Annotated in this window: 20 protein-coding genes; 10 read left to right on the forward strand and 10 right to left on the reverse strand. The window is 57.1% G+C overall.

Translation table 11 applies throughout. The features are described from left to right. Nucleotides 1-42 precede the first annotated feature (42 nt). Nucleotides 43-1,002 carry a bestrophin family protein gene (locus AB1L30_RS13495; RefSeq protein WP_367013945.1) on the forward strand — a complete coding sequence of 320 codons (960 nt, stop codon included), beginning with the start codon at nt 43-45 and terminating at the stop codon, nt 1,000-1,002. On the opposite strand, the gene AB1L30_RS13500 is transcribed toward AB1L30_RS13495, so the two are convergent. Next, entirely contained in the window at nt 999-1,463 is a 465-nt protein-coding gene (locus AB1L30_RS13500; RefSeq protein WP_367013946.1) for a hypothetical protein, read from the reverse strand. The two genes, AB1L30_RS13495 and AB1L30_RS13500, sit on opposite strands and share 4 nt — an antisense overlap. 164 nt (nt 1,464-1,627) lie before the next feature. On the opposite strand from AB1L30_RS13500, the gene AB1L30_RS13505 reads away from it, so the two are divergent. Next, on the forward strand, nt 1,628-2,680 hold the full coding sequence (locus AB1L30_RS13505) for a DUF2235 domain-containing protein (RefSeq protein WP_367013947.1): 1,053 nt from the start codon (nt 1,628-1,630) through the stop codon (nt 2,678-2,680). Here the strand turns inward: AB1L30_RS13505 and AB1L30_RS13510 are convergent. Together AB1L30_RS13510 and AB1L30_RS13515 are read right to left on the reverse strand one after the other, a co-directional pair. After that, the gene (locus AB1L30_RS13510; protein ID WP_367013948.1) at nt 2,677-3,627 is read right to left on the reverse strand and encodes a lysophospholipid acyltransferase family protein; all 951 of its coding nucleotides are present in this window, start codon (nt 3,625-3,627) and stop codon (nt 2,677-2,679) included. The genes AB1L30_RS13505 and AB1L30_RS13510 overlap by 4 nt on opposite strands. A gap of 246 nt (nt 3,628-3,873) precedes the next feature. After that, nucleotides 3,874-4,377: a tRNA (cytidine(34)-2'-O)-methyltransferase gene (locus tag AB1L30_RS13515; protein ID WP_367013949.1), complete on the reverse strand. Its 504-nt coding sequence runs from the start codon at nt 4,375-4,377 to the stop codon at nt 3,874-3,876. Between the two features lie 156 nt (nt 4,378-4,533). Between AB1L30_RS13515 and AB1L30_RS13520 the strand changes: the two genes are divergently transcribed. The 5 genes from AB1L30_RS13520 to AB1L30_RS13540 all read left to right on the forward strand — a co-directional run bounded on the left by AB1L30_RS13520 (nt 4,534) and on the right by AB1L30_RS13540 (nt 9,921). Further along, on the forward strand, nt 4,534-5,649 hold the full coding sequence (locus tag AB1L30_RS13520; protein ID WP_367013950.1) for a glycoside hydrolase family 88 protein: 1,116 nt from the start codon (nt 4,534-4,536) through the stop codon (nt 5,647-5,649). Between the two features lie 107 nt (nt 5,650-5,756). Further along, nucleotides 5,757-6,899 (forward strand): (E)-4-hydroxy-3-methylbut-2-enyl-diphosphate synthase, encoded by a 1,143-nt coding sequence (gene ispG / locus AB1L30_RS13525; RefSeq protein ID WP_367013951.1) that lies wholly within the window; start codon nt 5,757-5,759, stop codon nt 6,897-6,899. 29 nt (nt 6,900-6,928) lie between these two features. Further along, nucleotides 6,929-7,753: a hypothetical protein gene (locus tag AB1L30_RS13530; protein ID WP_367013952.1), complete on the forward strand. Its 825-nt coding sequence runs from the start codon at nt 6,929-6,931 to the stop codon at nt 7,751-7,753. Nucleotides 7,754-7,825: 72 nt separating this feature from the next. After that, nucleotides 7,826-8,794 (forward strand): nitrilase family protein, encoded by a 969-nt coding sequence (locus AB1L30_RS13535; protein WP_367013953.1) that lies wholly within the window; start codon nt 7,826-7,828, stop codon nt 8,792-8,794. A gap of 173 nt (nt 8,795-8,967) precedes the next feature. Beyond that, a complete protein-coding gene (locus AB1L30_RS13540) occupies nt 8,968-9,921 on the forward strand; it encodes an NAD(P)/FAD-dependent oxidoreductase (protein WP_367013954.1) in 954 nt (317 codons plus the stop codon). Here AB1L30_RS13540 and AB1L30_RS13545 read toward each other — a convergent pair. Next, a complete protein-coding gene (locus AB1L30_RS13545; RefSeq protein WP_367013955.1) occupies nt 9,881-10,720 on the reverse strand; it encodes an AraC family transcriptional regulator in 840 nt (279 codons plus the stop codon). The genes AB1L30_RS13540 and AB1L30_RS13545 overlap by 41 nt on opposite strands. A gap of 633 nt (nt 10,721-11,353) precedes the next feature. Here AB1L30_RS13545 and AB1L30_RS13550 point away from each other — a divergent pair. Both AB1L30_RS13550 and AB1L30_RS13555 read left to right on the forward strand, forming a co-directional pair. Next, the gene (locus tag AB1L30_RS13550; protein WP_367013956.1) at nt 11,354-12,382 is read left to right on the forward strand and encodes a DUF1559 domain-containing protein; all 1,029 of its coding nucleotides are present in this window, start codon (nt 11,354-11,356) and stop codon (nt 12,380-12,382) included. Between the two features lie 23 nt (nt 12,383-12,405). Beyond that, nucleotides 12,406-12,855 (forward strand): hypothetical protein, encoded by a 450-nt coding sequence (locus AB1L30_RS13555; protein ID WP_367013957.1) that lies wholly within the window; start codon nt 12,406-12,408, stop codon nt 12,853-12,855. A 21-nt stretch (nt 12,856-12,876) separates the two neighbouring features. On the opposite strand, the gene AB1L30_RS13560 is transcribed toward AB1L30_RS13555, so the two are convergent. Continuing rightward, nucleotides 12,877-13,512 (reverse strand): YdeI/OmpD-associated family protein, encoded by a 636-nt coding sequence (locus AB1L30_RS13560; RefSeq protein ID WP_367013958.1) that lies wholly within the window; start codon nt 13,510-13,512, stop codon nt 12,877-12,879. A gap of 176 nt (nt 13,513-13,688) precedes the next feature. On the opposite strand from AB1L30_RS13560, the gene AB1L30_RS13565 reads away from it, so the two are divergent. Then, complete coding sequence (locus AB1L30_RS13565) at nt 13,689-14,351, forward strand: hypothetical protein (RefSeq protein ID WP_367013959.1); 663 nt, start codon at nt 13,689-13,691, stop codon at nt 14,349-14,351. 7 nt (nt 14,352-14,358) lie between these two features. Here the strand turns inward: AB1L30_RS13565 and AB1L30_RS13570 are convergent, their stop codons facing one another. The 5 genes from AB1L30_RS13570 to murE all read right to left on the reverse strand — a co-directional run bounded on the left by AB1L30_RS13570 (nt 14,359) and on the right by murE (nt 21,216). Then, nucleotides 14,359-14,787: a hypothetical protein gene (locus tag AB1L30_RS13570; protein WP_367013960.1), complete on the reverse strand. Its 429-nt coding sequence runs from the start codon at nt 14,785-14,787 to the stop codon at nt 14,359-14,361. A gap of 60 nt (nt 14,788-14,847) precedes the next feature. Then, nucleotides 14,848-15,729 carry a DUF1559 domain-containing protein gene (locus AB1L30_RS13575; RefSeq protein ID WP_367013961.1) on the reverse strand — a complete coding sequence of 294 codons (882 nt, stop codon included), beginning with the start codon at nt 15,727-15,729 and terminating at the stop codon, nt 14,848-14,850. Between the two features lie 270 nt (nt 15,730-15,999). After that, nucleotides 16,000-18,330, reverse strand: a complete 2,331-nt coding sequence (locus AB1L30_RS13580; protein WP_367013962.1) for a WD40 repeat domain-containing protein — start codon at nt 18,328-18,330, stop codon at nt 16,000-16,002. Nucleotides 18,331-18,553: 223 nt separating this feature from the next. Continuing rightward, nucleotides 18,554-19,507: a hypothetical protein gene (locus AB1L30_RS13585; RefSeq protein ID WP_367013963.1), complete on the reverse strand. Its 954-nt coding sequence runs from the start codon at nt 19,505-19,507 to the stop codon at nt 18,554-18,556. A 188-nt stretch (nt 19,508-19,695) separates the two neighbouring features. Next, nucleotides 19,696-21,216, reverse strand: a complete 1,521-nt coding sequence (gene murE / locus AB1L30_RS13590) for a UDP-N-acetylmuramyl-tripeptide synthetase (protein ID WP_367013964.1) — start codon at nt 21,214-21,216, stop codon at nt 19,696-19,698. Nucleotides 21,217-21,479 lie beyond the last annotated feature (263 nt).

A 21,479-nucleotide genomic window follows, 5' to 3' on the forward strand; every position in this document is an offset into this window, starting at 1 on the left:
AACGCGTCGTTCCAGAAACCATCAGACCAGGCTATTTCCTCCATGATCGTCACCGAAAAAGATAGTTGGCTCCGCATGATCTTCGCCGTTCATGGAACGACGTTCGATAAGATCTGGCCACGTTTTCTGGTGGTGGTTTCGTTTTCGATCGTGACGACGCTGATCTCTTATTACTTTCCCGATCATAAGTTCACGTTGACGATGGCGCCGTTTACGGTGGTCGGCCTGGCGATCGCCATCTTCCTTGGTTTCCGCAACAATGCTTCGTACGACCGTTACTGGGAAGGACGCAAGCTGTGGGGCCGGATGGTCAATGTCTGCCGCAGCTTCACCATGCAGGTCAACACGCTGGTTGACGGAACCAATCCTGACGCGACCGCCACGGACGAAAGCGTGACCGTCGCCCAGCGACGTCGCATGATCGAACTGACGATCGCTTATATCAACGCGGTGCGACATCGTCTGCGCGATACGGATGCCTCCGACGAGTTGATGCTACGTCTACACGACGACCCAAAACTGCAAAGCTATTTGGCGCAAGACAACATCCCGGCTGCGGTCGCGGCAGAGATCTCGAACTGCATTCAAGCGGCCTGGAAAAGCGGTACGCTGCATACTTATCACGTGCCGCTCTTGCATACGAGCCTGACCGAAATGCTGGCCATCCAGGGAGGGTGCGAACGCATTCGCAGCACGCCGATCCCGTTCACTTACAGTGTGCTGACTCACCGCACGGTGCTGTTGTATTGCCTGGCCCTTCCGTGTGGCTTGCACGACACGGTCGGCCTGCTCACGCCGGTGGTGGTCGGACTGGTAGCCTACGCGTTCTTAGGTTTGGACGCCGTGGGCGACGAGATCGAACAGCCATTCAGCATCGACGACAACGACCTTCCGCTGCTGTTTCTGACGACGATGATCGAACGCAACATGCGGCAGATGTCCGGCTACCCAGCGGAAGAATTGCCTGCCCCGGTCGAACCGGTTGACCACCTGCTGATCTAGCGACCGGTTGTACAAAACCACCATCGGCCGAAGAGCGCGAGCAAAACGGCCGAAGCGATCGCAAGACCGGCGAACTTGAGGTCGGTCATCACAACTTTCAGCAACAAGTAACCATCGCCGTTCTTTAGCGCTTTCCACTGGCAGAAGTTCTCGACGTAATCGGCAACTACCGTGAAGGCTGGCACCAGATAAAAGCCCCAAGGTGCCTTGAAGAGAACCAGCAAACCGCAGAGGAAGCTTCCGTAAAGCAGCGGGAACAGCGTATCTGCGTAGAGCGTCATCTGCAGGTGCGCGGTCTTCTCGTCGTCTGTCATCCGCTTGATCGCTTCGCGGCAACCCTCGACGGTAAATGTTGAATCCAGCTGGTTCTTTGCCCCAATGTAATTCGCCGTCCAGAGCGTCATTCCGGCAAACATCGCCACCGTAAGAACCGCCAGGACGATTAGCGTAATCTTCAGCATGACTCGGCTTTCTCTTCATTGCCGACCGGACAGGCGGCGCTTCTCATTTCGACTGTCCTGGCGATTTATTTTGAGGTTTTCATAGACATACATATCCGACCTGATAGTCTGTTATGCCATGACATGATGCTGTTATGACACAAATATCATGGGGTGGCCAGCCAATGAAGAACATTGTTGTGTGCTGCGATGGAACGTCGAATGGTCTCGTAAACGACCCAACGAACGTTTTGCGATTCTACCGTTCGCTCGAGCGAAACGAAGAACAGCTTGCCTACTACGACTCGGGCGTTGGCACCTTGCCCAACCCTGGCATGCTGACCCAAAAGGGGCAACGGGCCAGTCGAATCATCGATATGGCGATCGGTTCCAGCGTCGAGAATCAGGCCTGCAAAGCCTATCGATTTCTCGTGCGTCACTGGGAACCGGGCGACCAGATCTACTTGATTGGCTTCAGCCGTGGAGCTTATGCCGTAAGAGCCCTCGCCGGGATGCTACATAGCCTTGGTATGGCTCGCCGAGAACTGGAACACCTCGACACGCTGGGGTGGACGGTCTATTGCGAAGGAGAGTTCCGCGCGGCGGCGAATTTCCGATTTGCGTTCTCGCAAGAGGGGCGACCGCGGGTCCACTTCATGGGAGTCTGGGACACCGTGAGCGCATTTGGCAGTATTACGAACTATCGAACGCTTCCTTACACGGCCAATAACGAATCGATCGATCATATTCGCCATGCTGTCGCGTTGGACGAGCGACGGACCTGCTTTCAAGCCAACCTGTTTCGCCCCGACAAGACGGACCAGCACCAGTCGTTCGAGGAGATCTGGTTTCCTGGTTCCCACGGCGATGTTGGCGGTGGCTACCCCGAAGAAGAAGCTGGTATCGCAAAGGCCACGCTCGAGTGGATGTATCAGGAAGCAAAGGCGGCTGGGTGTCAGCTAAAGCAAGATACGGTTGACTTCTTTCTGGGACGTAGCGATCAGAAACATCCGCAAACGAAGCCCAACATTGACGGAACAGTCCACAACTCTATCCGTGGCTTTGTTTGGAACCTGTTAGAATTCATCCCACGACGGCAATGGAATCACGACCTGAAACCAGAGCGGATGTCGTGGTATTTCCCGAATTTATATCGCCGACGAAAAGTCCCCAAGGACGCCAAGCGATACGACCAGGTGGTGTGGCTTGACGGACCATCGGATGAGGCGACCGGCTAGGCGGCCTGAGCGACGCGGGCCGCTTCCTTCTTTTCCTGTTCCTTGCGGCGTTTAGTAGCCGGGCGGTCGTCTTTCCAGCGGTTGTGGACCCACCAATATTGTTCCGGATCGCGGCGGACGACGCGTTCGAGCATGTCGTTGTACCACTGCGTAACTTCCTTGACCCCTTTGGCTCCGTCGCGGGCCGGGTCGTAGATGCCTTCGACGCCCATTTCAAATTGCATCGGGCCGCCAATGCGTCGCATGTAAAGGAACACGACCGGGGCGCCGCTGGTCATCGAGAAGACGCTGATCGCTTTGTGGTACGAAGCAGGTCGGTTCAAGAACTCGACCCAGCAACCCTTGGGACCGGCGTTCTGATCGCACAACAGAGCCAGCGTGCCGTTCTGTTCCAGCACCTTCTCGATGTACGGAGCACTTCCTTGTTTCGGCAGAATAATCTGACCGGTCGCGCTGCGGAACTCTTCCAGGTACTTGTGCAGAAACGGATTGTCGAGCGGCCGAGCCACAGTGTAAGTCGGGAAGCCGAGCAAACCGGTGCAGTATCCCATCAGCTCGAAGTTGCCGAAGTGCCCCAGCAGAACGACCACCGGGCGACGTCCCAGGGCTTGTTCGATCTGCACATGAATATCGTGCATCTGGATTGACTTATGCCAGTTGGTATCGTGCAGCTTGCGTGGAGCGTGGGCGATTTCGCAAACCATCAGGCACAAGTGGTACCAGCTTCGACGGGCCAGCTTGTGGCGCTGGTCGGCGGTCAGGTCTGGGAAGGCGTGTTTCAAGTTCTGGTCGACCAGCTTGCCGCGGATCTTCAACACGTCGTTGGCGAGCCATGCCAGGAACTTCGAGGCCCGGGCACAGACCGACAAAGGCGTTGCCTGAACGACGCAGATAAAGATGCGCACAATCAGGTAAACCAGATAATCAACTACGAGCTTGGGCCTCATTTCGCCTCCCTGCGATGCTTGGCCGATGGGTCAAAAGGTCGGGCGTATTCTGGAGAATTCCCGACTTCCGGGAAAGACCAAAACGATCAGCAGCGACCTGTTGATTAACCCCTCCTCGGCAATCTGATAATTCAGCGAATCCAGGCAAGGCAGGCAATCCATTTTCTGCCAAACCATGTTGGTTCTTAGCCGCCTCGAAATCATCCACGATCGAACGTCGCAACTGAATCGCAATTTGGGCTTGTTTTACCCGATTGGGGACTCGCCGATCGGTAAAGAATATTCGCCCCGAACCGTCTGTTGTCGGACTGCTTCGTAGGCGACGACCGCCGCCGAAGAGGCCAGATTCAGGCTTCGCACATCGGTCCGCATGGGGATCGAGATCGACGTGTTCTCGTTCGCTTCGACCAGTTCGCGCGGCAAGCCTTGCGACTCGCGGCCAAAGACGAAGACGTCTCCCTTTTCAAACTCAACGGTGGCGTAGCTTTGCTTGGCGGTCTTGGTTAAGTACCACTTTCGATTGGACTTAAGACGCTCTTCAATCGTTTGCCAGTTGGGAACGACCTCCCAATTGAGATGCTGCCAATAGTCCATTCCGGCACGCCGGAGCGTGGCATCGTCGACCTGAAATCCGAGCGGCTCGACCAGCCACAATTTAATACCTGTGGCGACGCACGTTCGCCCGATGTTGCCGGTGTTCGGCGGGATCTCTGGTTCCAGCAAAACGATATGGAAGACAGGCTCGTACATCGAAATTTTCAGGGTTCCTGGGTCCAATGGCTTTTCGGGCTAGATCGCGAGGACTACGATAGCGCCCAGTTGGACCGGCATTATAGCATCTCCAACCGGCGACTAACGCCTCGACCGCGTTCCTATCCCGTTTCCCCGTAAGAGTTTTTCGCCATCATGTCTGACGCACGCATCGACCAATACACGCAGGCCCTTCAATTCGCTGAAAAGCAGGTTGCCGGAACGGTGGCCCAGCATCCCGATTACTTTCCCATCTATACCGAAGAAGGGAAGTGGCGGCACGATAAGGAGTTGTGGACCGACTGGTGTGCTGGCTTTTTCGCCGGGATGATGTGGCAGTTCCATCTGCGGACCGGCGATGCGACCTGGCGCGAACGGGCCGAGCACTACTCGAAGCTGCTCGAACATCGTCAACACGACCGCGACGTGCACGACCTCGGCTTTATCTTCTTGAGCACCTATTTGCCGTGGTACAAACTGACCGGCGACAAGCAACTGAACGATGTCCTGATCCAGGCCGGTCGCACGTTGGCGATGCGGTTTAAGGAAAAGGGACAGTATCTTCGCAGCTTTGTGTCGGACGATTCGCTGTTCATCGACATCATGATGAACGTCCCGATCATTTTTTATGCCGCCATCGAAACAGGCGATGAAGAGCTGATGCGGAAAGCGGTTGCCCACTGCCGCACGACCCGTGACAAGATTGTCCGCGAGAACGGTTCGACCGCCCATGAAGGATTGTTCGACCTCGAAACGGGCGAATTTCTGAAGGAAACTACTCATCAGGGTCTTCGCGGCGACAGCAGTTGGGCCCGCGGCCTTTCGTGGTCGCTGTATGGCTACAGCAAAGTGTACGCCCTGACCGGTTCGGAAGAGTTCCTCGATGTGGCCGTGCGAAACGCCGACTTCTGGGTTGAAAACCTGCCCGAAGATGGGGTGCCGTTCTGGGACTTCGATGCCGATTTGTCGCAGCCAGCCCCATGGGGTGCCCAGAAAGAGACTTCGGCCGGAGCGATCGCCGCATCAGGGCTCCTCGATCTGTCGAAGCAGGTCAAAGACCCTGCCAAAGCGGCCAAATACCGCGAAACAGCCCTGAAAACGCTCGATGCCCTGGTTCAGCCGGAATACTTGGCCATCAACGACGAAGGCTGGGAAGGGATCCTCAAACATGGGGTGTATCACACCGAAAAAGACCTGGGCGTCGACGAATCGGTGATGTTCGGCGAGTACTTCTTTGTCGAAGCGTTGACCAAGGTCGTTCGCGAAAATTAGCGAACTCTTCACGCGCAATCGAAAAGCAAGTGAAATCGTGATGTTGTCAAAACTTCCCCGGTTAGAGAGAATAGGGCAAAAGTCTTTCAACCGTGGAGTTTACAACGTTGGAAATCGAGCGCAATCCGACGCGTAGCGTGAAAATCGGCAGTGTGACCATCGGCAACGGCAATCCAATTGCCGTGCAGAGCATGACTGCCACCAAGACCCAGGACATCGATGCCACCGTTGCCCAGGTAATCGACCTGGAAAAGGCAGGCGCCGACGTGATCCGCATTGCGGTCGACAACAAGAAGGATGCCGAAGCGTTGGCCGAAATTCGGCGGCAGACTTCCGGCAATCTTTCGGTCGACCTGCAAGAGAATTATCGGCTGGCCGAACTGGTCGCTCCGCACGTCGACAAGATCCGCTACAACCCTGGGCATCTCTATCACCACGAGCGCGAAAAGCCGTGGCAAGAGAAAGTCGAGTACATCATTGGCGTCGCCAAAGATAACGACTGCGCCGTTCGCATCGGGGTGAACTGCGGCAGTGTCGATCCCGAAAAGCTCGCTCTGTACGAAAAAGAAGACTCGATCACGCCGATGCTCGAGAGTGCCTGGGAGCACTGCGATCTGGTCGACGGCTTGGACTTCCATCGCTACTGCGTTTCGCTGAAGGATAGCGATCCGCAAAAGGTGATTCAGGTCAATCGCCGCTTCGCCGAGAAGCGACCTGACGTGCCGATTCACCTCGGCGTGACCGAAGCTGGCATGCCGCCCGATGGCATCATCAAGACGCGTATCGCCTTCGAGCAGTTGATCGGTACCGGCATTGGCGACACGCTCCGTGTTTCGCTGACCGTTCCCAACTCGCGAAAAGGGGAAGAGATCGAAGCGGGTCGCAAGATCCTCGACGACATCAAGGCGGGTCGCGTTCGCACCGTGCTCGATTACGGTTTGCAAACGCTCAACATCATCAGCTGCCCCAGTTGCTCGCGTGTCGAGAACGAAGCGTTCGTCGACCTGGCTGCGAAGGTGAAAGATCTGACCGCCTACGCCAAAGACCATAAGATCACCATCGCGGTCATGGGTTGCCGTGTGAACGGCCCGGGCGAGACCGACGACGCCGACCTTGGCCTGTGGTGTGGTCCGAACTATGTGAATCTGAAAAAGGGAGGCGAGCCTCTGGGCGCCTTCGGTTACGACGAAGTCCTCGTTCGCTTGAAGGACGAGCTCGACCAGCTAATCGCTACCCAAACGGTTGGCTGAACCTCGCCGCAACTTGCTAAGGACCACGGATGGCCTGCCACGCTTCACCTGCCGCACCTCGAACAGGATTTCTGATCCTGCTGGGCGCCTGCTTCGCGCTGGGGTGCACGATGTGGAGCAATCGGCTGAACGCTCCTCTGCCAGAATTCGTCGATGACGTTCCGCTGCAGATCGAAGCCGATTTCGATCTGCACGACGACAGCCAGGTGCTGCAGGAAGTTCGCAACCTGAAGATGGAACTCCGCGACGATTTGGGGATTCCGTTCTCGAACAATAAAATCCACGTCCGCATCTTCCGCGATTCTGACAACTTCGCGAACTTCACCCGGGTTCACTTCCCACAGCTTGGTGGGCGTCGGGCTTTGTTCGTCGTCGAACGAGGTGAATATTATGTCTACGCGACCTGGTCTGATCATGTCCTCTCCGACCTGCGGCACGAGCTGACGCATGCCTATCTGAATTCGTCGGTCGGTACGCTTCCGCTCTGGCTCGACGAAGGGCTGGCGGAATACTACGAAGTCGCTGGCGTACGAGGCCGACTCAATCGCGAACACCTTCCTTGGCTGTCCGATGGTTTGCAGCGCGGTACCTGGCAGCCGAATTTGGAACGCCTCGCGACGATTGCCAAGCCAGAACAGATGACCGCCAACGACTATGCCGAATCGTGGTTGTGGGTTCACTTTCTGATGCAGAACCAACGCAGCCCGATCATTCGCGATTACCTGGTTGCCCGCCGCGACAAGCAGATTGTCGATCCGATTCCACTTGCCATCCGCACCACCATTCCGACCGCGGAAACAAAGCTCGCGACGCATGTTGCCAGGATCCAGCCTGCCGATCGGCCTCGGCTGTAACGTTTAGCCAATCGACGGCATTCGTTTCAGGTGCGATCCTTATCCGACCCACTTTTTTCTATGGTAACCGCCATGCCGATCCGCGCCGCCACGGTTCAGTTTCAACATGCCCCCGGCGATAAAGCCGCGAACCTGAAAACCGTCCAACAGTTCGCTCTGCAGGCGGCCAGTGACGGCGTGCAATTGATCACGTTCCCCGAGATGTGTCTGACCGGGTATTGGCATGTCCGGAATCTTGATCGCGACGGCGTCGAGGCCCTCGCCGAAACGGTACCCGACGGTTCCAGCAGTGCGGCGCTGGCGAACTTATCGCAGCAGACCAACATGGTGATCGGGGCAGGCCTGATCGAACGTGCCGCCGATGGCCAGCTTTACAACACCTATGTTGTTGCCATGCCCGATGGCAAGATCGCTTCGCATCGGAAGCTGCACTGTTTCGTCAGCTCGCATATGAGCAGCGGCGACCGCTTCACCGTTTTCGATTCGCCCCTGGGCTGCAAGCTGGGCGTGCTGATCTGCTGGGACAACAACCTGGTCGAGAACGCTCGGGCCACGGCGCTTTTGGGAGCCGATATTTTGCTCGCCCCGCATCAGACCGGCGGGACGGCGTCGCGAAGTCCCTTTGCCATGGGGCGAATTGAACCTGAAGTCTGGCAGCAGCGACACACCGATCCCGAGCGATTGGTGGCCGAGGTTAACGGTCCGAAGGGGCGCGAGTGGATCTTGCGTTGGCTTCCCGCTCGGGCCCACGATAATGGCATGTTCGTGCTGTTCAGCAACGGCATCGGTCTCGACGACGACGAAGTCCGCACTGGCAACGCGATGATTCTCGATTGCTACGGTCGCATCATTGCGGAAGCTTCCCAGCCGGAAGATTGCCGGGTGACAGCTGACCTCGATCTCGATTTGCTTGACAAGTGCACCGGTCGCCGTTGGATTCGTGGGCGCCGGCCCGAGCTATACGGAATTCTGACCGAGCCTCAGGCCGAAAACCTGCCCCCGCGCGAAGCACGTTTTTCGGAAGCCTCGACGCGCAAGTAACGTCGACGATTCTCTTCGCCGCGCAATTCTCTGCAACGCCACCGCAAGATTGTGGAAGATGCCCTTGCTGCGAACGCCTACCATGACCTCGTCACACTTCAACAGAAGGAGTCGACGAACGGGTCGCAGGTTGTGTGGTCGATTCGGCGTCGTCTTCGGGAAAGGGAACTTTCGTGAACGCAGCGTCCGTGAATCAATCCATCGAATCGTTCGATGTCGTCGTCGTCGGAGCAGGCCCCGGTGGCCTGAGCGCCGCCTTGGTCCTGGGGCGAGCTTGCAGAAAAGTGCTGATCTGCGATGGCAGCCCAGGACGAAACGCTCCGGCGGAAGGAGTCCACGGTTTCTTCACCCAAGACGGAACGCCCCCCAGCGAACTGCGGCGGCTGGGTCGCGAGCAGCTTCAGCCATACGACGTGACATACCGGGAAGTCCTGGTCGACACCGCCCAGGACACCGACGATGGCTTTCTCGTTTCGCTGCGATCCGGAAGCCAGGTCGTTTGCCGCAAGTTGATCGTGGCGACCGGCATCGTGGACGAGCTGCCAAAACTGAATGGCCTGGACGAGATCTGGGGATCGACCGCGATCCTTTGTCCTTATTGCCATGGCTGGGAATTCCGCGGAAAACCATGGGCCTTCATGGCCCCGCCTGAGTTCTTGATCGAGTCAGCGACGCTGCTTGGCGGCTGGACCGATCAGTTGACTTACGTCACCAACGGCAACGGTACCATCGCTGAAGCTGATCGCCGCTGGCTGACCGAACGTTCGATCGCCATCCGGGAAGAACCGATCGCACAGCTCGTTTCCCAAAGCGGTCAACTCACTTCGATCGAGTTTGAAACGGGTCCCGCGGTTGACTGTTCGATCCTGCAGTTCCGGGCACCATTCCATCAGCGATCTTCGCTGGCGAAAGATCTCGGATGCACGATCATCGCCGAAGGCCCGATGGCAGGCATGGTGAAGACCGAGCCGACCGGAGCGACCGAGGTGCCAGGGCTTTTCATCGTAGGAGACGCCGCCGCCGGACCACCAAGCGTCGCGGCTGCGGCCGCAGAAGGTGCGTTCGCCGCGGCCGTTGCGAATCGGTTTATGTTGGCGGAAGAGGCCGCGCAAGTTCGCCCGGCGTGACCCCCAACAGGTTTCGCACATGTTGATGCAAATGGCTTTGACTGGAAAAGCCGACCGTCAGTGCGGTCTCAGTGATTCCGATGCCGCGCTGCAGCATCTCCTTCGCACGCACGACGCGGCATTGAATCACATACTGTCGCGGCGTTAGCCCGGTCGCGGCCCGAAACTTCCGCAGAAAGTGATGCGAGCTCAAGCTCGTGCGTGCGGCAAGCTCTTCCAACGAAAGCTTTTCGGCGAGGTGCGTGTCGATGTAACGTAGCACGTCGTCGAGATCATCCTGGCTTAGCTCGGTGATCGATCGAGTCGGCGCGGAAAAGTCGGCGTACTCGCGTAGCAAATGGACGGCTAGCGCCGTGCCGAGCGATTCCGACAGAACGGGACATTCGCTACCAACATCTTCAGCAAGCTTCTCGGCGAGCGTTTCCAGAAAGGGGTCACGCGTGCCAACCATCGGCCGCAACTGAAATCCAGTTCGCCCCGTTTGTCGACTCACGCGATCGACCAAAGATCGGCTCAGACGAACCGAGATCGCGTCGAATGGATCGGTTGCCGTGACGCTGGTCGGAACGTTCGCCGGACAGATGACGAGTTCACCTTTCGATAGCGACTTGGCAGACCGCGCCTCGTTGTTAACCAACCAGGACAAACTTCGCGGAGCCGACAGCAGTAACGTCACCTGGTGGAAGTCGTGGGCGTGCCGCAGTCCCTGGTAGAAACGGACCGTCTTGGCCGAGCCTTGCATGACATATGTGCTGACCTGACCAGTATCTTGAGGCAATCGAACCAACGCTACCGACATTTCTCTTCTCCCTTGCATCCCAGTCCCAGAATCGCGCAGCAGCATGTGCTTGCTTAGATGCCGGGCAACTGCAATCGTTGCGGACAATGGTTCGCGATTCCAATTTCAGTTTCTGAGCCCCAACTTGGCCGATCCATAGTGGAATTTGTCCGGCAACGAGTGGGTTCCGCCCCTGAATTTCATGGCAAGGTCTTCGCCCTCAACGGGGACCTTGCGTGGTTCTTTACGCGAAGCATGTTTCTCCCCGATTCGACTCGCGATCGCATGCCGCTGGGGCTACGTCGCGTGTGGCAAGTTGGTCCCGCAGGCATGCCTCGTTCTGTGCTTGCCCGAACGAATCGACGCTGGCGATTCGGGGGATGTTGCTCCTAGGTTTCTGATAGCAATTGTTTGCCTGTCGATGCTGGCTTGTCTGCTAGTTTGCAGGCTGCGAAGACTAGTGAACGTTTTCGGGAAGATCGTTAGTTACCTCATTGGTTTTCACTGGGATTGCAGGCGGGCAAAACCTTTTCGAATTGACAGAATCGTTAATGACAATTTCTCAAACAGGGTGTATCTTGCCCCCTAGCTGGATTCCTCGTGGCGACCGTTCCTGACGTTCGGTTCCATCTCTTCTCATCTCAGGGGTCTCTCATGGACGATGCTCTCATTGGAATGCTTATCGATCGCAGACGTGGCTTCACGTTGGTCGAACTTCTGGTCGTGATTGCCATCATTGGCGTGCTGATCGCCTTGCTTTTACCGGCGGTGCAGCAAGCACGGGAAGCGGCTCGCCGGATGCAGTGCTCGAACAACTTGAAACAGTTGGGGCTCGGCTTTCACAACTATCACTCAGCTTTACAACGGTTTCCTTTCAGTTGGAACATCACCGGTGATTTAAACGGGTCGAGTTGGGGAATTCAGCTTCTCGATTACATCGAACAACCGGCGCTTGCTTCGCGCATCGACTCGAAGGTGCCTGCCTTCAACGAAGCCGCTTCGCTTGGCTATCCCGCGGCTTCCGTGAACTCGAATGTGCAGGCAATCGCGACGCCGGTGAATGTCTTCATGTGCCCGTCCGCTCCGGAAGCGAAAGTTCACGACTACAAAGTCCCGAAAGATGGTCTCGGCAGTGGCGTGCCCCCGATGGATCTTACCTGGACCGCGGCTCGCTGCGATTACAGCGCGACCTCGGGCGTCTTCGGCGATTTCGCCACCACCGCCTATAGCGGCACCCCTGGTAGTGACCGCACCGGCGCGCTCAACAACACCGGTTATGGGGCCAGTACCAATACGACTCGCATCGCCGACATTCAAGATGGAACTTCCAATACGTTTCTTCTCGGCGAACGACTCGGTGGCAGCAACGTCTATCGCAAACGTGCCATCGATCCAACACTTACCGCGGCGCTCGGCTCGACGCAGGGTGGGGCCTGGGGCGATGTGTTGGTCGGCGAACACTGGAACAAAGGTTCGCTTTACGACGGAACGCTCGGCTCGAACGGCGGCCCGTGCGCTATCAATTGCACGAACGCGCGGACGTATGGATATTACTCGTTTCATCCTGGCGGCGCCGAGTTCCTGATGTGCGACGGTTCGGTGAGATTCGTCTCTTCGAACATTGCCGCCTATGCATTCGCCGCCCAAATCACGCGTTCCAAAGGCGAAGTCTTCAGCGAGTAGTTTCTGGCGGAAAGAGAGAAGCAATGCACTCCCCAACACGATGTCTGTGGGTCGGTCTGATCGTTTGCACCGTGGTCGCTGGATGCAGCTACGACGAACACCAGTACCATGCCAAGAAGACCCACCCCGTTACCGGCAAGGTAACCGTCAACGGCTCGCCCCCTGGCAGTCCGATTGTCATTCAATGCCATCCGGAAAATGGCATCGATGCCAGTAATCCGTCGGTGACCCAGGGGCTGACGTTGCCCGATGGCAGCTTCCACCTTTCAACGTACGAGGACGGCGACGGTGTTCCGCCCGGGAGCTATGCGTTGACCTTTTACTGGGGTGAATTCAAGGTCATTCAAGGAAGCTATGGCGGGCCTGACAAGCTGAAGAATCGTTACGCCAAGCCCGACAAATCACCGATCCGGCTGGCGGTCGACGGCAGCGGCCCGATCGAGATGGGAACGATCGACCTGACAACCAAATAGCCGCTGGCCAGGCATCCCCGATTAAACGAGCGTCTTATGCGATCCGTCGCAGCCAGGCATCCGTTTCGAAAGGCCGCACGTGCAGTCGTGTAGGCCCTTGCCATCCAGAATCCGATCGGTGCAGGCCTCGATCCGCGCGGTACGCGTCTTCGACTGCTTCGCCGCAGCGAAATGCATGAGGTACGCTCGCTGGCGACCTGGGGTTAACGCCTCGAACGCTTTCTCGAGCGCCGGATGCTGCTGGAAGGCCGCGTGCAGCTCCTCGGGTACCGGTTCGGCTTCGGTTGTCTTGGCGACCTTTTCGCCTGATTTCTCGACCGCAATCGCTTCCTGAATCAGCTTCTTGATGCTGCTCTTCTGCTTCAGTACTTCGGCCACGCTGCTGAACCGCACGACGCGAGCGGCCTGGGTGTTCTCGCCCGGCTTCTGCAGCAGCCCCTTCGGGTCTTTCAGCAGCGTCCCCTTAAAGAAGCTGATCAGGCAGGCCTCTTTGAACGAAGCCAGAATCACGACGTTCTTTCCATCGAGCGTGTAACAAGGGGCACGCCATTTGTATTCTTCGACCAAGTCGGTATCGAGCAGCAGGCTGCGCAATTCTTGCAATTCGTCATGCCACTGCTTCAACTTGGCAAAGTATTCGTCGACTTGGGGATGCATCGGTCTGGCTACCTGGCGGCGAAGATTCGGAAATGTTCGGGTGCCAGTATAACGTCTCGAAGACTTGCTTTGCCTATTGGAAAGCCTTGTTTTAGAAATCTCTAGACGAAGGGCCCGGCACGAGGCAAGATGACATTAAACTAGCCATCACTTATCAATCCTACTAACGACGACGCATGTCCCACACTTCCACCGACGATCCCGAACTTTTTGTCTTGCCGCATCCGTTTGGATGCATTGCAGGCAAATGGGAACTCGATGTTTCGCCCGAGCAGATTACCTTTGTCCCCGTCGCGCACCAGGGGCAAGGTTGCCTGCCTTGGATCGGGTTGTTTATCGGGAGTCTATTCGCCGCCTTGGGGTATGTTTACTTCTTTGAGGGTGCTGACTACGCTTGGCTTAAGATCTTCTTGCTTGCCTTGATAATCGTTGTTTCCGGCCTTTCTGCCGCCGGGACGATCCTTATTTATCAAAGTAAGCAGGCTGCTGAAAAGTGGGCCGATGCCATCGTGATCGATCGATCCGCTCAGGTTGTGCGTTTGGTCCAACATGGCCTGACCATTCCGCTGTCGGACATCGATCATCTACAAGTGATCACGACGCCCTACATGAAAGGCGTCGCCAGCAACGAAGAACACATTCCAAGTCAGTTGAACCTGGTGGCGACAATCGATGGCGAACGTCGGCGGATTTGCTTGATCGCCGACGGTATTAAGGGAGAACTGGAATCAATCGCTCAGCGGATCGCCAACGAACAGATCATGCCAGTCAAACAGATCCGCCGTGATTCGCTGACACTGTGGCTCACGATCAAAGATCTCACCCCACAGCTTTCCTAACGAACGACTAGTCGAGGTCGAAGTCGATCACCGTTTCTTTCGGTTCCACGGTTCGAATGAGAGGCGTGGAATCGATTCTAGAGTATTTCTCTGGGATCAAAGCCCGCGGAATCGCATAGCCTGGATCGCCAGGTTCAAGCCTTGGATCGACCTCGGAATACCAGTTGATAACGATCTTGTTCTCGCCGGTGACCGCCCGGATTTCATAGGTGCCATCTGGTCCGATCGCAGCATGGGCAGATGGCTGCGTTTCATCGACTGGATTGAACAAGACCGAACCACCGGTCAACTTCTTTCCTTGATAGGTCACCGTGCCGCGCACGACCGATTCGTTCTGCGGACCACATCCCAGCAAACAGAGTAGGGATGTCACCAGCAACAAGCCTCGCAAACCGTACCGTCCCGAAAGTACCGTACGCCCAATAGAAAACAGCATGGCAATCACCACGTTTGAAGAATAAGCGAAAGGAGTAGAACACCCAGGGAAGGTTGCTGGCTACGGAATCGTTACCGGATTGCCATCGGCACGATTGGCCAGGTTCTGCAGCACGGTCCAGTTCACCGTTTGCGGAATGTAGTGCACCGAACCATCACCAAACACAAAGTTCACGCCTCGGCCTGCGTGCGAGCTGCCAAAGTTCGCGTCGTTATCGCTGAGCGACGTCAGCAGCGGCGAACTGAGTGGTGACTTGATGTTTCGCGTCGCATGAAAACCCCAGCGATAGGCCGGACCATCCATGTTGATCAACTGCGTATCGGTCTCGGCGTCCGAGCGTCGTTCGACCCGTTTCTCGCCGATCGCGATCGTGTTCGAGAGGCCATCGGTGATCTGCGATAGTTGGAGTTTGCCGTATTGACTGAACATCCCTTTGAACAAGTTCGGATCGGTTGTATTGCTATGGCTTCCTTCGCCACCTGCCGAGAACGCGTAGTCGCCTCGCGAACAGGTTTGCATGTAATAGCTCGACGTGAGCCCGGCGGTTGGACTGCGTCGCGATGGACAGAACATCATGCCGACCAGGTTTCGGATCGCGTTGGCGTTGTCGGCATGGTCGACCGATTCGTCAATGTTGAACAGATCGTACAGCGTCCCTTGTTCGTAGAACGGCATCATCGGGACGAACCCACTCATCCGGTCATGCTTCAGCGGCGTGTCGACACCATAGCCACCCGCCGGAAGACGGCCAAACGTATCGTGAAAGTTGTGCAGGCCTAAGCCGTACTGCTTGAGGTTGTTGGTGCATTGCATCCGCCGAGCCGCCTCGCGTGCTTGCTGCACGGCCGGAAGAAGCAGCGCGATCAACACGCCGATGATGGCTATCACCACTAATAACTCGACCAACGTAAAAGCGCGGCGCAAACGATGTGGGGCTGTCATGGGAAGGCCTTGAAGAGAGTTGAGGGGAGAGATGGGATTCGCCAGCCACGCGAACGCAGGCCAGCGATGCCCTCATTATTTGGGGGCCACTTCCTCCCCAGCAATCCGAATCCGCGTCGTCGTGCTCCGCTATTTTGTCATCACCGTGGAAAGAAGTTGATGGCGTTCTTCGCGGCCTGATCTTCGTGCATCGCGCAGCAAGGAAACAAAAACGCCCCACCATCTTTCAACGGCGGGGCGTTCGATTCTTCAAAGTTGTTCGTCGCGAGTTTAGTTCGGCGAAAACGGCGGCAAGGCATTCGTTTCCTCTGGGCCATAGGCGAATCGCACCGTGACGATTTCGGTCCATTTGTTGATGTCGACCTTTTCCTTGCCGTTGATGGTGAACATCGCTTTCAGTACGTCGGGAGGCGTGTCGCCTCTCACCCACACCGAGTAACTGCTGGTAAGGTTGGCATAAAAGCCTTCCTTCGGCAGCCCTTTCCAGGGATCGTTCGGATCGAACACGAAGTCTTGCGGAGCGGTCCACGGAACGCCTGATTCCGGGCCTACCAGTACGAACCGAATCGTATGAGGATCGCCTTCCTGGGTGGAAATTCCGTTCGGATCGCGGACCGTTCCAGGGCCGGTCACGTGCAACGCATACGCCTTGTTGTCTTCAGGCTTGTCGAGACGAAACAACTTGGGAGGCGTTTCGAGCAAGGCCTTGTTTTCTTGCGAGTCCCAAGGGGCTAACTCGTGCTCGACCGAGGCATCGTATCGATCAAAAACGCGAACCCGCCAGCTTAGGACCGGATTGCCATCCTGCATGATATTTCTGTCTTCTCCCACCAGCGTGTAGCTCATGTCGAAGAACTTGCTGTCCTGAGTAAAGATCGCGTCTTGCTCCTCGCTGAGTCGACCTGGCCAACGAACCGCTTTCTCATCAGAGGTGGCCTTCCGATCGAATACTTCGCAGCGCCCCTTCGATGCTCCCAGCAGTAAACGACCGTCGCGTGAAACATCGATGGTTGTTCCGTCGATCGCCAGTGCGAATGTTTCGGTTGGATCTCTTGCGTCGGGATCTTCTCGAACCTCCAAGACCTCTTCCGCCGACGCGACAAAAACCGAACCATCGGCCGAGAACGCCATATCATCGTACTCGGTCTCGTGAATCCGTTGGGGCATCGGCTGTTTGCTATCCAGGGCAAACTTCCAGACCCCGGGTTCCTCGTTGGTCGTCAACGCATACACCGAGCGGTTATCGGGTGCGAAGCAAATTCTGCTGACCTGCTGATCTTTCTTCAGTGGCAACTCCGCCAGTTTCTTCCCGCTCTGGGTCTCAAACAACTCGATCGTGTCGGAACCATGGCCATAGGTGGCAAGCCATTTCGAGTTGGGACTGATCGCCCCAGCCTCGGAACGATTCGCTTGCGTCTTCAACTCGATGACCGGCTTGCCGCTGGTGGTGCTCCATAGTTTCGGGTTCACTTCGCGACCGCCCGTGGCAAAGAAGCGACCATCGGGACTGAAGACGACGTAGGCACACTCCTTTTCGAAGGTGGCCAAGGGCTTCATGGTGTCGACATCCATTACATAACCGCCATCAATGTTCGGCAGCGCATACTGCGAAGCCACACCTAACCATTTGCCATCGGGCGACCACGACATCTGCCCGATCTCGCCACAGTTCAGCGACGAGAGTCGAGTGACTTTGCGTTGGTTCTCCAGATCCCACACCAACAGCTGATTTCCCAATCGCATAGCAACTGCTTTGCCATCGGGCCGAAGTGTGCCGGCCTGGTAGTAGACGCCGCGGACGCTTAGGCCGAAATGCGCGATCGACCGTGGAGGCGATTCCCCTCGACGAAAGGTGAGCTGCATACCGCGCTTGTCGTTCATCGACTTCGGAAAATCTCCCTGATGCTCGCGCGGGTCGAGCATGCTCAGCCGCAGCGTATCGCCGTTCAGGTCAACCAGCGCGTGCATCTTCTCGTGTCCGCCATCCAAAATGATTCGCGCTGGCGTGGTGGCATCGAGCAGTTGATAAGGTCCCGACTCGCCACCCGCGATCGAGAACTCTTCTTCGCCGATCTCTAAGATTGGTGGCTGAAAGCCGCTGTTGGGGTCTTTCTCAGGAGCCCAGAAGCCGAGCAACTTGCTTCGCAGCGCCGACACATCGGTCGTGCCGGGCGCCATCGGCGAAAGAGCAGGGGCCGGAGGCGTGGCGGCCGGTGGAGCTGAAGCCCCGGGTGCTCCGCTCGGTGTCATTGCGGGAGCGGGCGTGACAGGAGATGGCCCCAGTCCCATCGGAGGCGGCGGCGTATCGACCGGCAACGAATTAGGCGCCGGCGTCGACCCTGGTGTTTGAGCAGCTGGTGTTTGAGCGGTCCCAGGTTCCGCCATCGGTGGCGGAGTCGTGGTGGAAGGAGTCGTGGCTGGTTCCGTGCCTGGCGGCTGAGGATTCAGCGGCGGAGGCGAACTGGCGGAAGGCGCCGGCGGGGTCGAGGGATCGTCGATCAACGACTCACCTTCGCAACCAGCAAACAATCCAGGAACACAAAGACAAGCGAACAACGCAAGCAACCGCCCGCGCTTCGCGATGGTCGTGGTGTGGGCCATGCGAGAAGATCTCCGGCAAGATTCGAGGGGAAACGAGTGGGGCGTGCTGACCAAATACTGGGATGCTGTCCCACCCAAGCATACTGACTCCCCGCGATATCTACACCTGAAACCGTAAAACGGAGACTATTCCGTAAAACTTTGAGCCGAATCAGCCGCTGGCAGCCTGAAATCTCGCGGAGAAAAGAGTGCCCACGCGTTGCGCGAAACATGCCGCAGCGCGTTAGTCGAACCGTTTGACCAGCAAGTGAACTTCGTCGACGGTCTCGAAATCGAGCTTCGTGGCGAGTGAGGTCAGCATGTCGCTGGCGGTGGCAACCTGGGTTTCGATGACCGAGGTCCCCTCTTCGGCAACTTGCCGCAAGGTTTCAGCCAAAAAGAACTGTGCCTGCACGTCGTCGCAACCTTCCAGGGCATTCATATCGACGATGCCACTGGTGCGGACCCCGCGCAGATGACTGAACGCTTCCATCTGCACAATGGTTAGCTGCGCGAGGACTTCGCAGCCGAGCTTTTTCACCAGCGAGAAGCGCGTTTGGTGATGATGCATGTAAATGCATGCTTCGTGATAGGAACGAAACGGCGGATCATCTTCCCGCACGACATTCAGCGCCCGACGTGCCGCGATCTGGTTGCGATCGACCGGAGGGCGAAAGCCACGCAGGGTGCGATGGCAAATCGCCCATCGCGTCGACGCGACATACCCATGCCGCGCGGCGAGTTCGTTCATCCGCGTATCGGTCACCAGCGTTCCGCGGTTGCAGCTTCCTTTCGCCAGCCCAAAATAGAACGGCCCCGGTTCGGCAGTCCCACCCAGCAGCATTGCGCGACCGGTGAACTCAGCCATGCGGGCTTCACACGCCGTCAGCAAGGCATCTTCCACCGCGGCCGACTCCGGGATGTTTGCCGACAACAAGATCGGAATGTTGGCGGTCTCGAGCCGCTTGCCTTCTTCGACCAACGGACCATCCGGCACCAGGTGCGCCATACCAGCGATCTTGCCATCGACTTCCGCCACCAGCAGATTGGCTGGCAGGAAATAAGGTTTGGCGAAGACCTGGGCTTCCAGCAGCGCGATGGTCATCGGTTGCGCGAGCCCTCGGCTGACAGGCTGGTGATTCCAAAGTTCCACCAGTTTCGGAGGATCGCTGTTGATAAACGGTCGAACGACGATCAAGAGAACAACGTTGGCTGGGTGTAGGATGTGAAGAATCGATTACCTAAGCGTAGCCCAAATAACCACCAACGGAAAGGTAGGCAGACTTTGATCGGTTGCGGCGTGGCAAGAATGCCAGATTCGTCGAGAGCGCGGTCCTCAAATGACCGCGCTTGCCGCAAAGCAGTTGCTTCCGTTGGGCAGATCAATTAGCGCGGAAACGCGATAACCTTGGCTTCTGGCATCGAGTGATCTTCGTCCTGAACCATCTCGTAAAGCAGTTCGCGGGCAACATCGCAGTCGCGCGGATCGCTTTGTTCGACTCGGTCGCTCACCAGTCGTTCGGTGGTTTGCCCAGTGATCAGCACGGTGTCGCCAATTTCGGCCTGGCTCAAAGCATAGCGGATCGCTTCTTTGCGGTTGGCAACCACGTGGGCCTTAGCAGGTCGGGCGAAGCCATCAACGATGTCGTGAACCACTTCGTTCTGCATCTGCCCATAGCTGCCACTGAGAGTGATCAGCGACACATCGCTTCCTCGTTCAGCCACTCGGCCCAACAGCGGACGATTGATTTTGTCACTCGATTCGTGGGCCCCCAGCACGCAGATCAAGCGGCCGTGGGTCACGCGGCGAAGGGTCTTCAAGGCAACCGCCAGCCCATCGTGGGTGTGGGCCTGATCGACGAAAACGCCGAACGATTGTCCGCATTCGATTCGCTGCATTCGACCTGGAAGCGTTTCCACCGATTCCAAGCCGCGAACGACCGTTTTCATATCCACTCCATAAACAAGGCACACCGCGGCGGCGACCAGGCAGTTGTATACATGGTGGTCACCAATCATGCGGGTGCAAACCGGCATCGTCTGGCTGCCGGCGGTCAGCAGGAAAGTTTGTTCGCTCTTGTGGCGTTCGACAACCGTCGCGGTGATCTCGCCCACTCCGTGGACGGCAATCGACAGCGATGGAACTTCCGACTGATTCATCAGCCGCGTACAGTTCGAGTCGTCGCCGTTGAAAATGGCAACGCCTGTGTCGCGGAGGTATTTTAGAAGCTTCTTCTTGGCACGGTAGTAGTTGCGAGCCGAACCGTGCAATTCGATGTGATTCTGGCGAATATTGGTAAAGGCTGCCACGTCCAACTGGATGCCGGCGAGGTGTTGTTTGACCAAACCTTCGCTCGAAGCTTCAATCACGGCGTGGGTGCAGCCGTTGTATTGCATCCGTGAAAGAAGGTCCGCCATGATGGCCGGATTCGGCGTTGGATGGCTCCACGATTGTTCGTCGTAGCCGTTATCAAAACCGAGACTGGTCAAGCTGCCAACCTTGGCGCCAGCCTTCTGCAAAATGGCTTTAATCAGCAGGCAAGTCGTCGTTTTGCCGTTGGTTCCGGTGACACCAATCACCTTGATCCGATCGCTTGGTTGATCGGCCAACGCATGGCACAGTTGGCCATACGCCTCGCGGCTGTCCGAGACCACACACACCGGCACGCTAACGGGGAGTGGCTTCTCGGAGACAACCGCCGCGGCACCGCGACGGATGGCATCTTCGACATGGTCGTGGCCATCTTGATCGTCGTCGCAAATGGCCATGAATATTTCGCCGGGCAGAACATGCTCGGGTCGAGCACAGCAACCTTTGGCTAGAATGTCACTCGCACCGAAGAATTTGGCTCCTGGCAGCAGATTGCGGAGCGATACTCCCACGCGGGAAGTGAGTGTCTGCGACATCTTTGGCCTCCTTGCCAATGGTTGGGCGCGAACTAAGACTGAGAAAAACCCCGAATCCGTTCGAAGTTTTTACGCAAGCGAAGTCTCCTGGTTCTTCCTCACCGCGGAGATGCCTAAAATAAGGTGGTCGCTCGACGCTGGAGCTAATGTTTTCCATTTCCGCTAAAGAGTCAACCCATCTTTGCCGACAGGGGCAACTTCTTCGGTCTGGAAAGCCTCAACAATTCGGCAAAGCGTCGGGAATGTTCCGATTCACATGCCAG

The sequence above is a fragment of the Bremerella sp. JC817 genome (assembly GCF_040718835.1).
GTDB lineage: Bacteria > Planctomycetota > Planctomycetia > Pirellulales > Pirellulaceae > Bremerella.

Bases quoted from the DNA above. Each gene is read 5' to 3' on its own strand.
- AB1L30_RS13495 (WP_367013945.1), top strand. From the start codon at position 43: ATGATCGTCACCGAAAAAGATAGTTGGCTCCGCATGATCTTCGCCGTT.
- AB1L30_RS13500 (WP_367013946.1), bottom strand. From the start codon at position 1,463: ATGCTGAAGATTACGCTAATCGTCCTGGCGGTTCTTACGGTGGCGATG.
- AB1L30_RS13505 (WP_367013947.1), top strand. From the start codon at position 1,628: ATGAAGAACATTGTTGTGTGCTGCGATGGAACGTCGAATGGTCTCGTA.
- AB1L30_RS13510 (WP_367013948.1), bottom strand. From the start codon at position 3,627: ATGAGGCCCAAGCTCGTAGTTGATTATCTGGTTTACCTGATTGTGCGC.
- AB1L30_RS13515 (WP_367013949.1), bottom strand. From the start codon at position 4,377: ATGTACGAGCCTGTCTTCCATATCGTTTTGCTGGAACCAGAGATCCCG.
- AB1L30_RS13520 (WP_367013950.1), top strand. From the start codon at position 4,534: ATGTCTGACGCACGCATCGACCAATACACGCAGGCCCTTCAATTCGCT.
- AB1L30_RS13530 (WP_367013952.1), top strand. From the start codon at position 6,929: ATGGCCTGCCACGCTTCACCTGCCGCACCTCGAACAGGATTTCTGATC.
- AB1L30_RS13535 (WP_367013953.1), top strand. From the start codon at position 7,826: ATGCCGATCCGCGCCGCCACGGTTCAGTTTCAACATGCCCCCGGCGAT.
- AB1L30_RS13545 (WP_367013955.1), bottom strand. From the start codon at position 10,720: ATGTCGGTAGCGTTGGTTCGATTGCCTCAAGATACTGGTCAGGTCAGC.
- AB1L30_RS13550 (WP_367013956.1), top strand. From the start codon at position 11,354: ATGGACGATGCTCTCATTGGAATGCTTATCGATCGCAGACGTGGCTTC.
- AB1L30_RS13555 (WP_367013957.1), top strand. From the start codon at position 12,406: ATGCACTCCCCAACACGATGTCTGTGGGTCGGTCTGATCGTTTGCACC.
- AB1L30_RS13560 (WP_367013958.1), bottom strand. From the start codon at position 13,512: ATGCATCCCCAAGTCGACGAATACTTTGCCAAGTTGAAGCAGTGGCAT.
- AB1L30_RS13565 (WP_367013959.1), top strand. From the start codon at position 13,689: ATGTCCCACACTTCCACCGACGATCCCGAACTTTTTGTCTTGCCGCAT.
- AB1L30_RS13570 (WP_367013960.1), bottom strand. From the start codon at position 14,787: ATGCTGTTTTCTATTGGGCGTACGGTACTTTCGGGACGGTACGGTTTG.
- AB1L30_RS13575 (WP_367013961.1), bottom strand. From the start codon at position 15,729: ATGACAGCCCCACATCGTTTGCGCCGCGCTTTTACGTTGGTCGAGTTA.
- AB1L30_RS13580 (WP_367013962.1), bottom strand. From the start codon at position 18,330: ATGGCCCACACCACGACCATCGCGAAGCGCGGGCGGTTGCTTGCGTTG.
- murE (WP_367013964.1), bottom strand. From the start codon at position 21,216: ATGTCGCAGACACTCACTTCCCGCGTGGGAGTATCGCTCCGCAATCTG.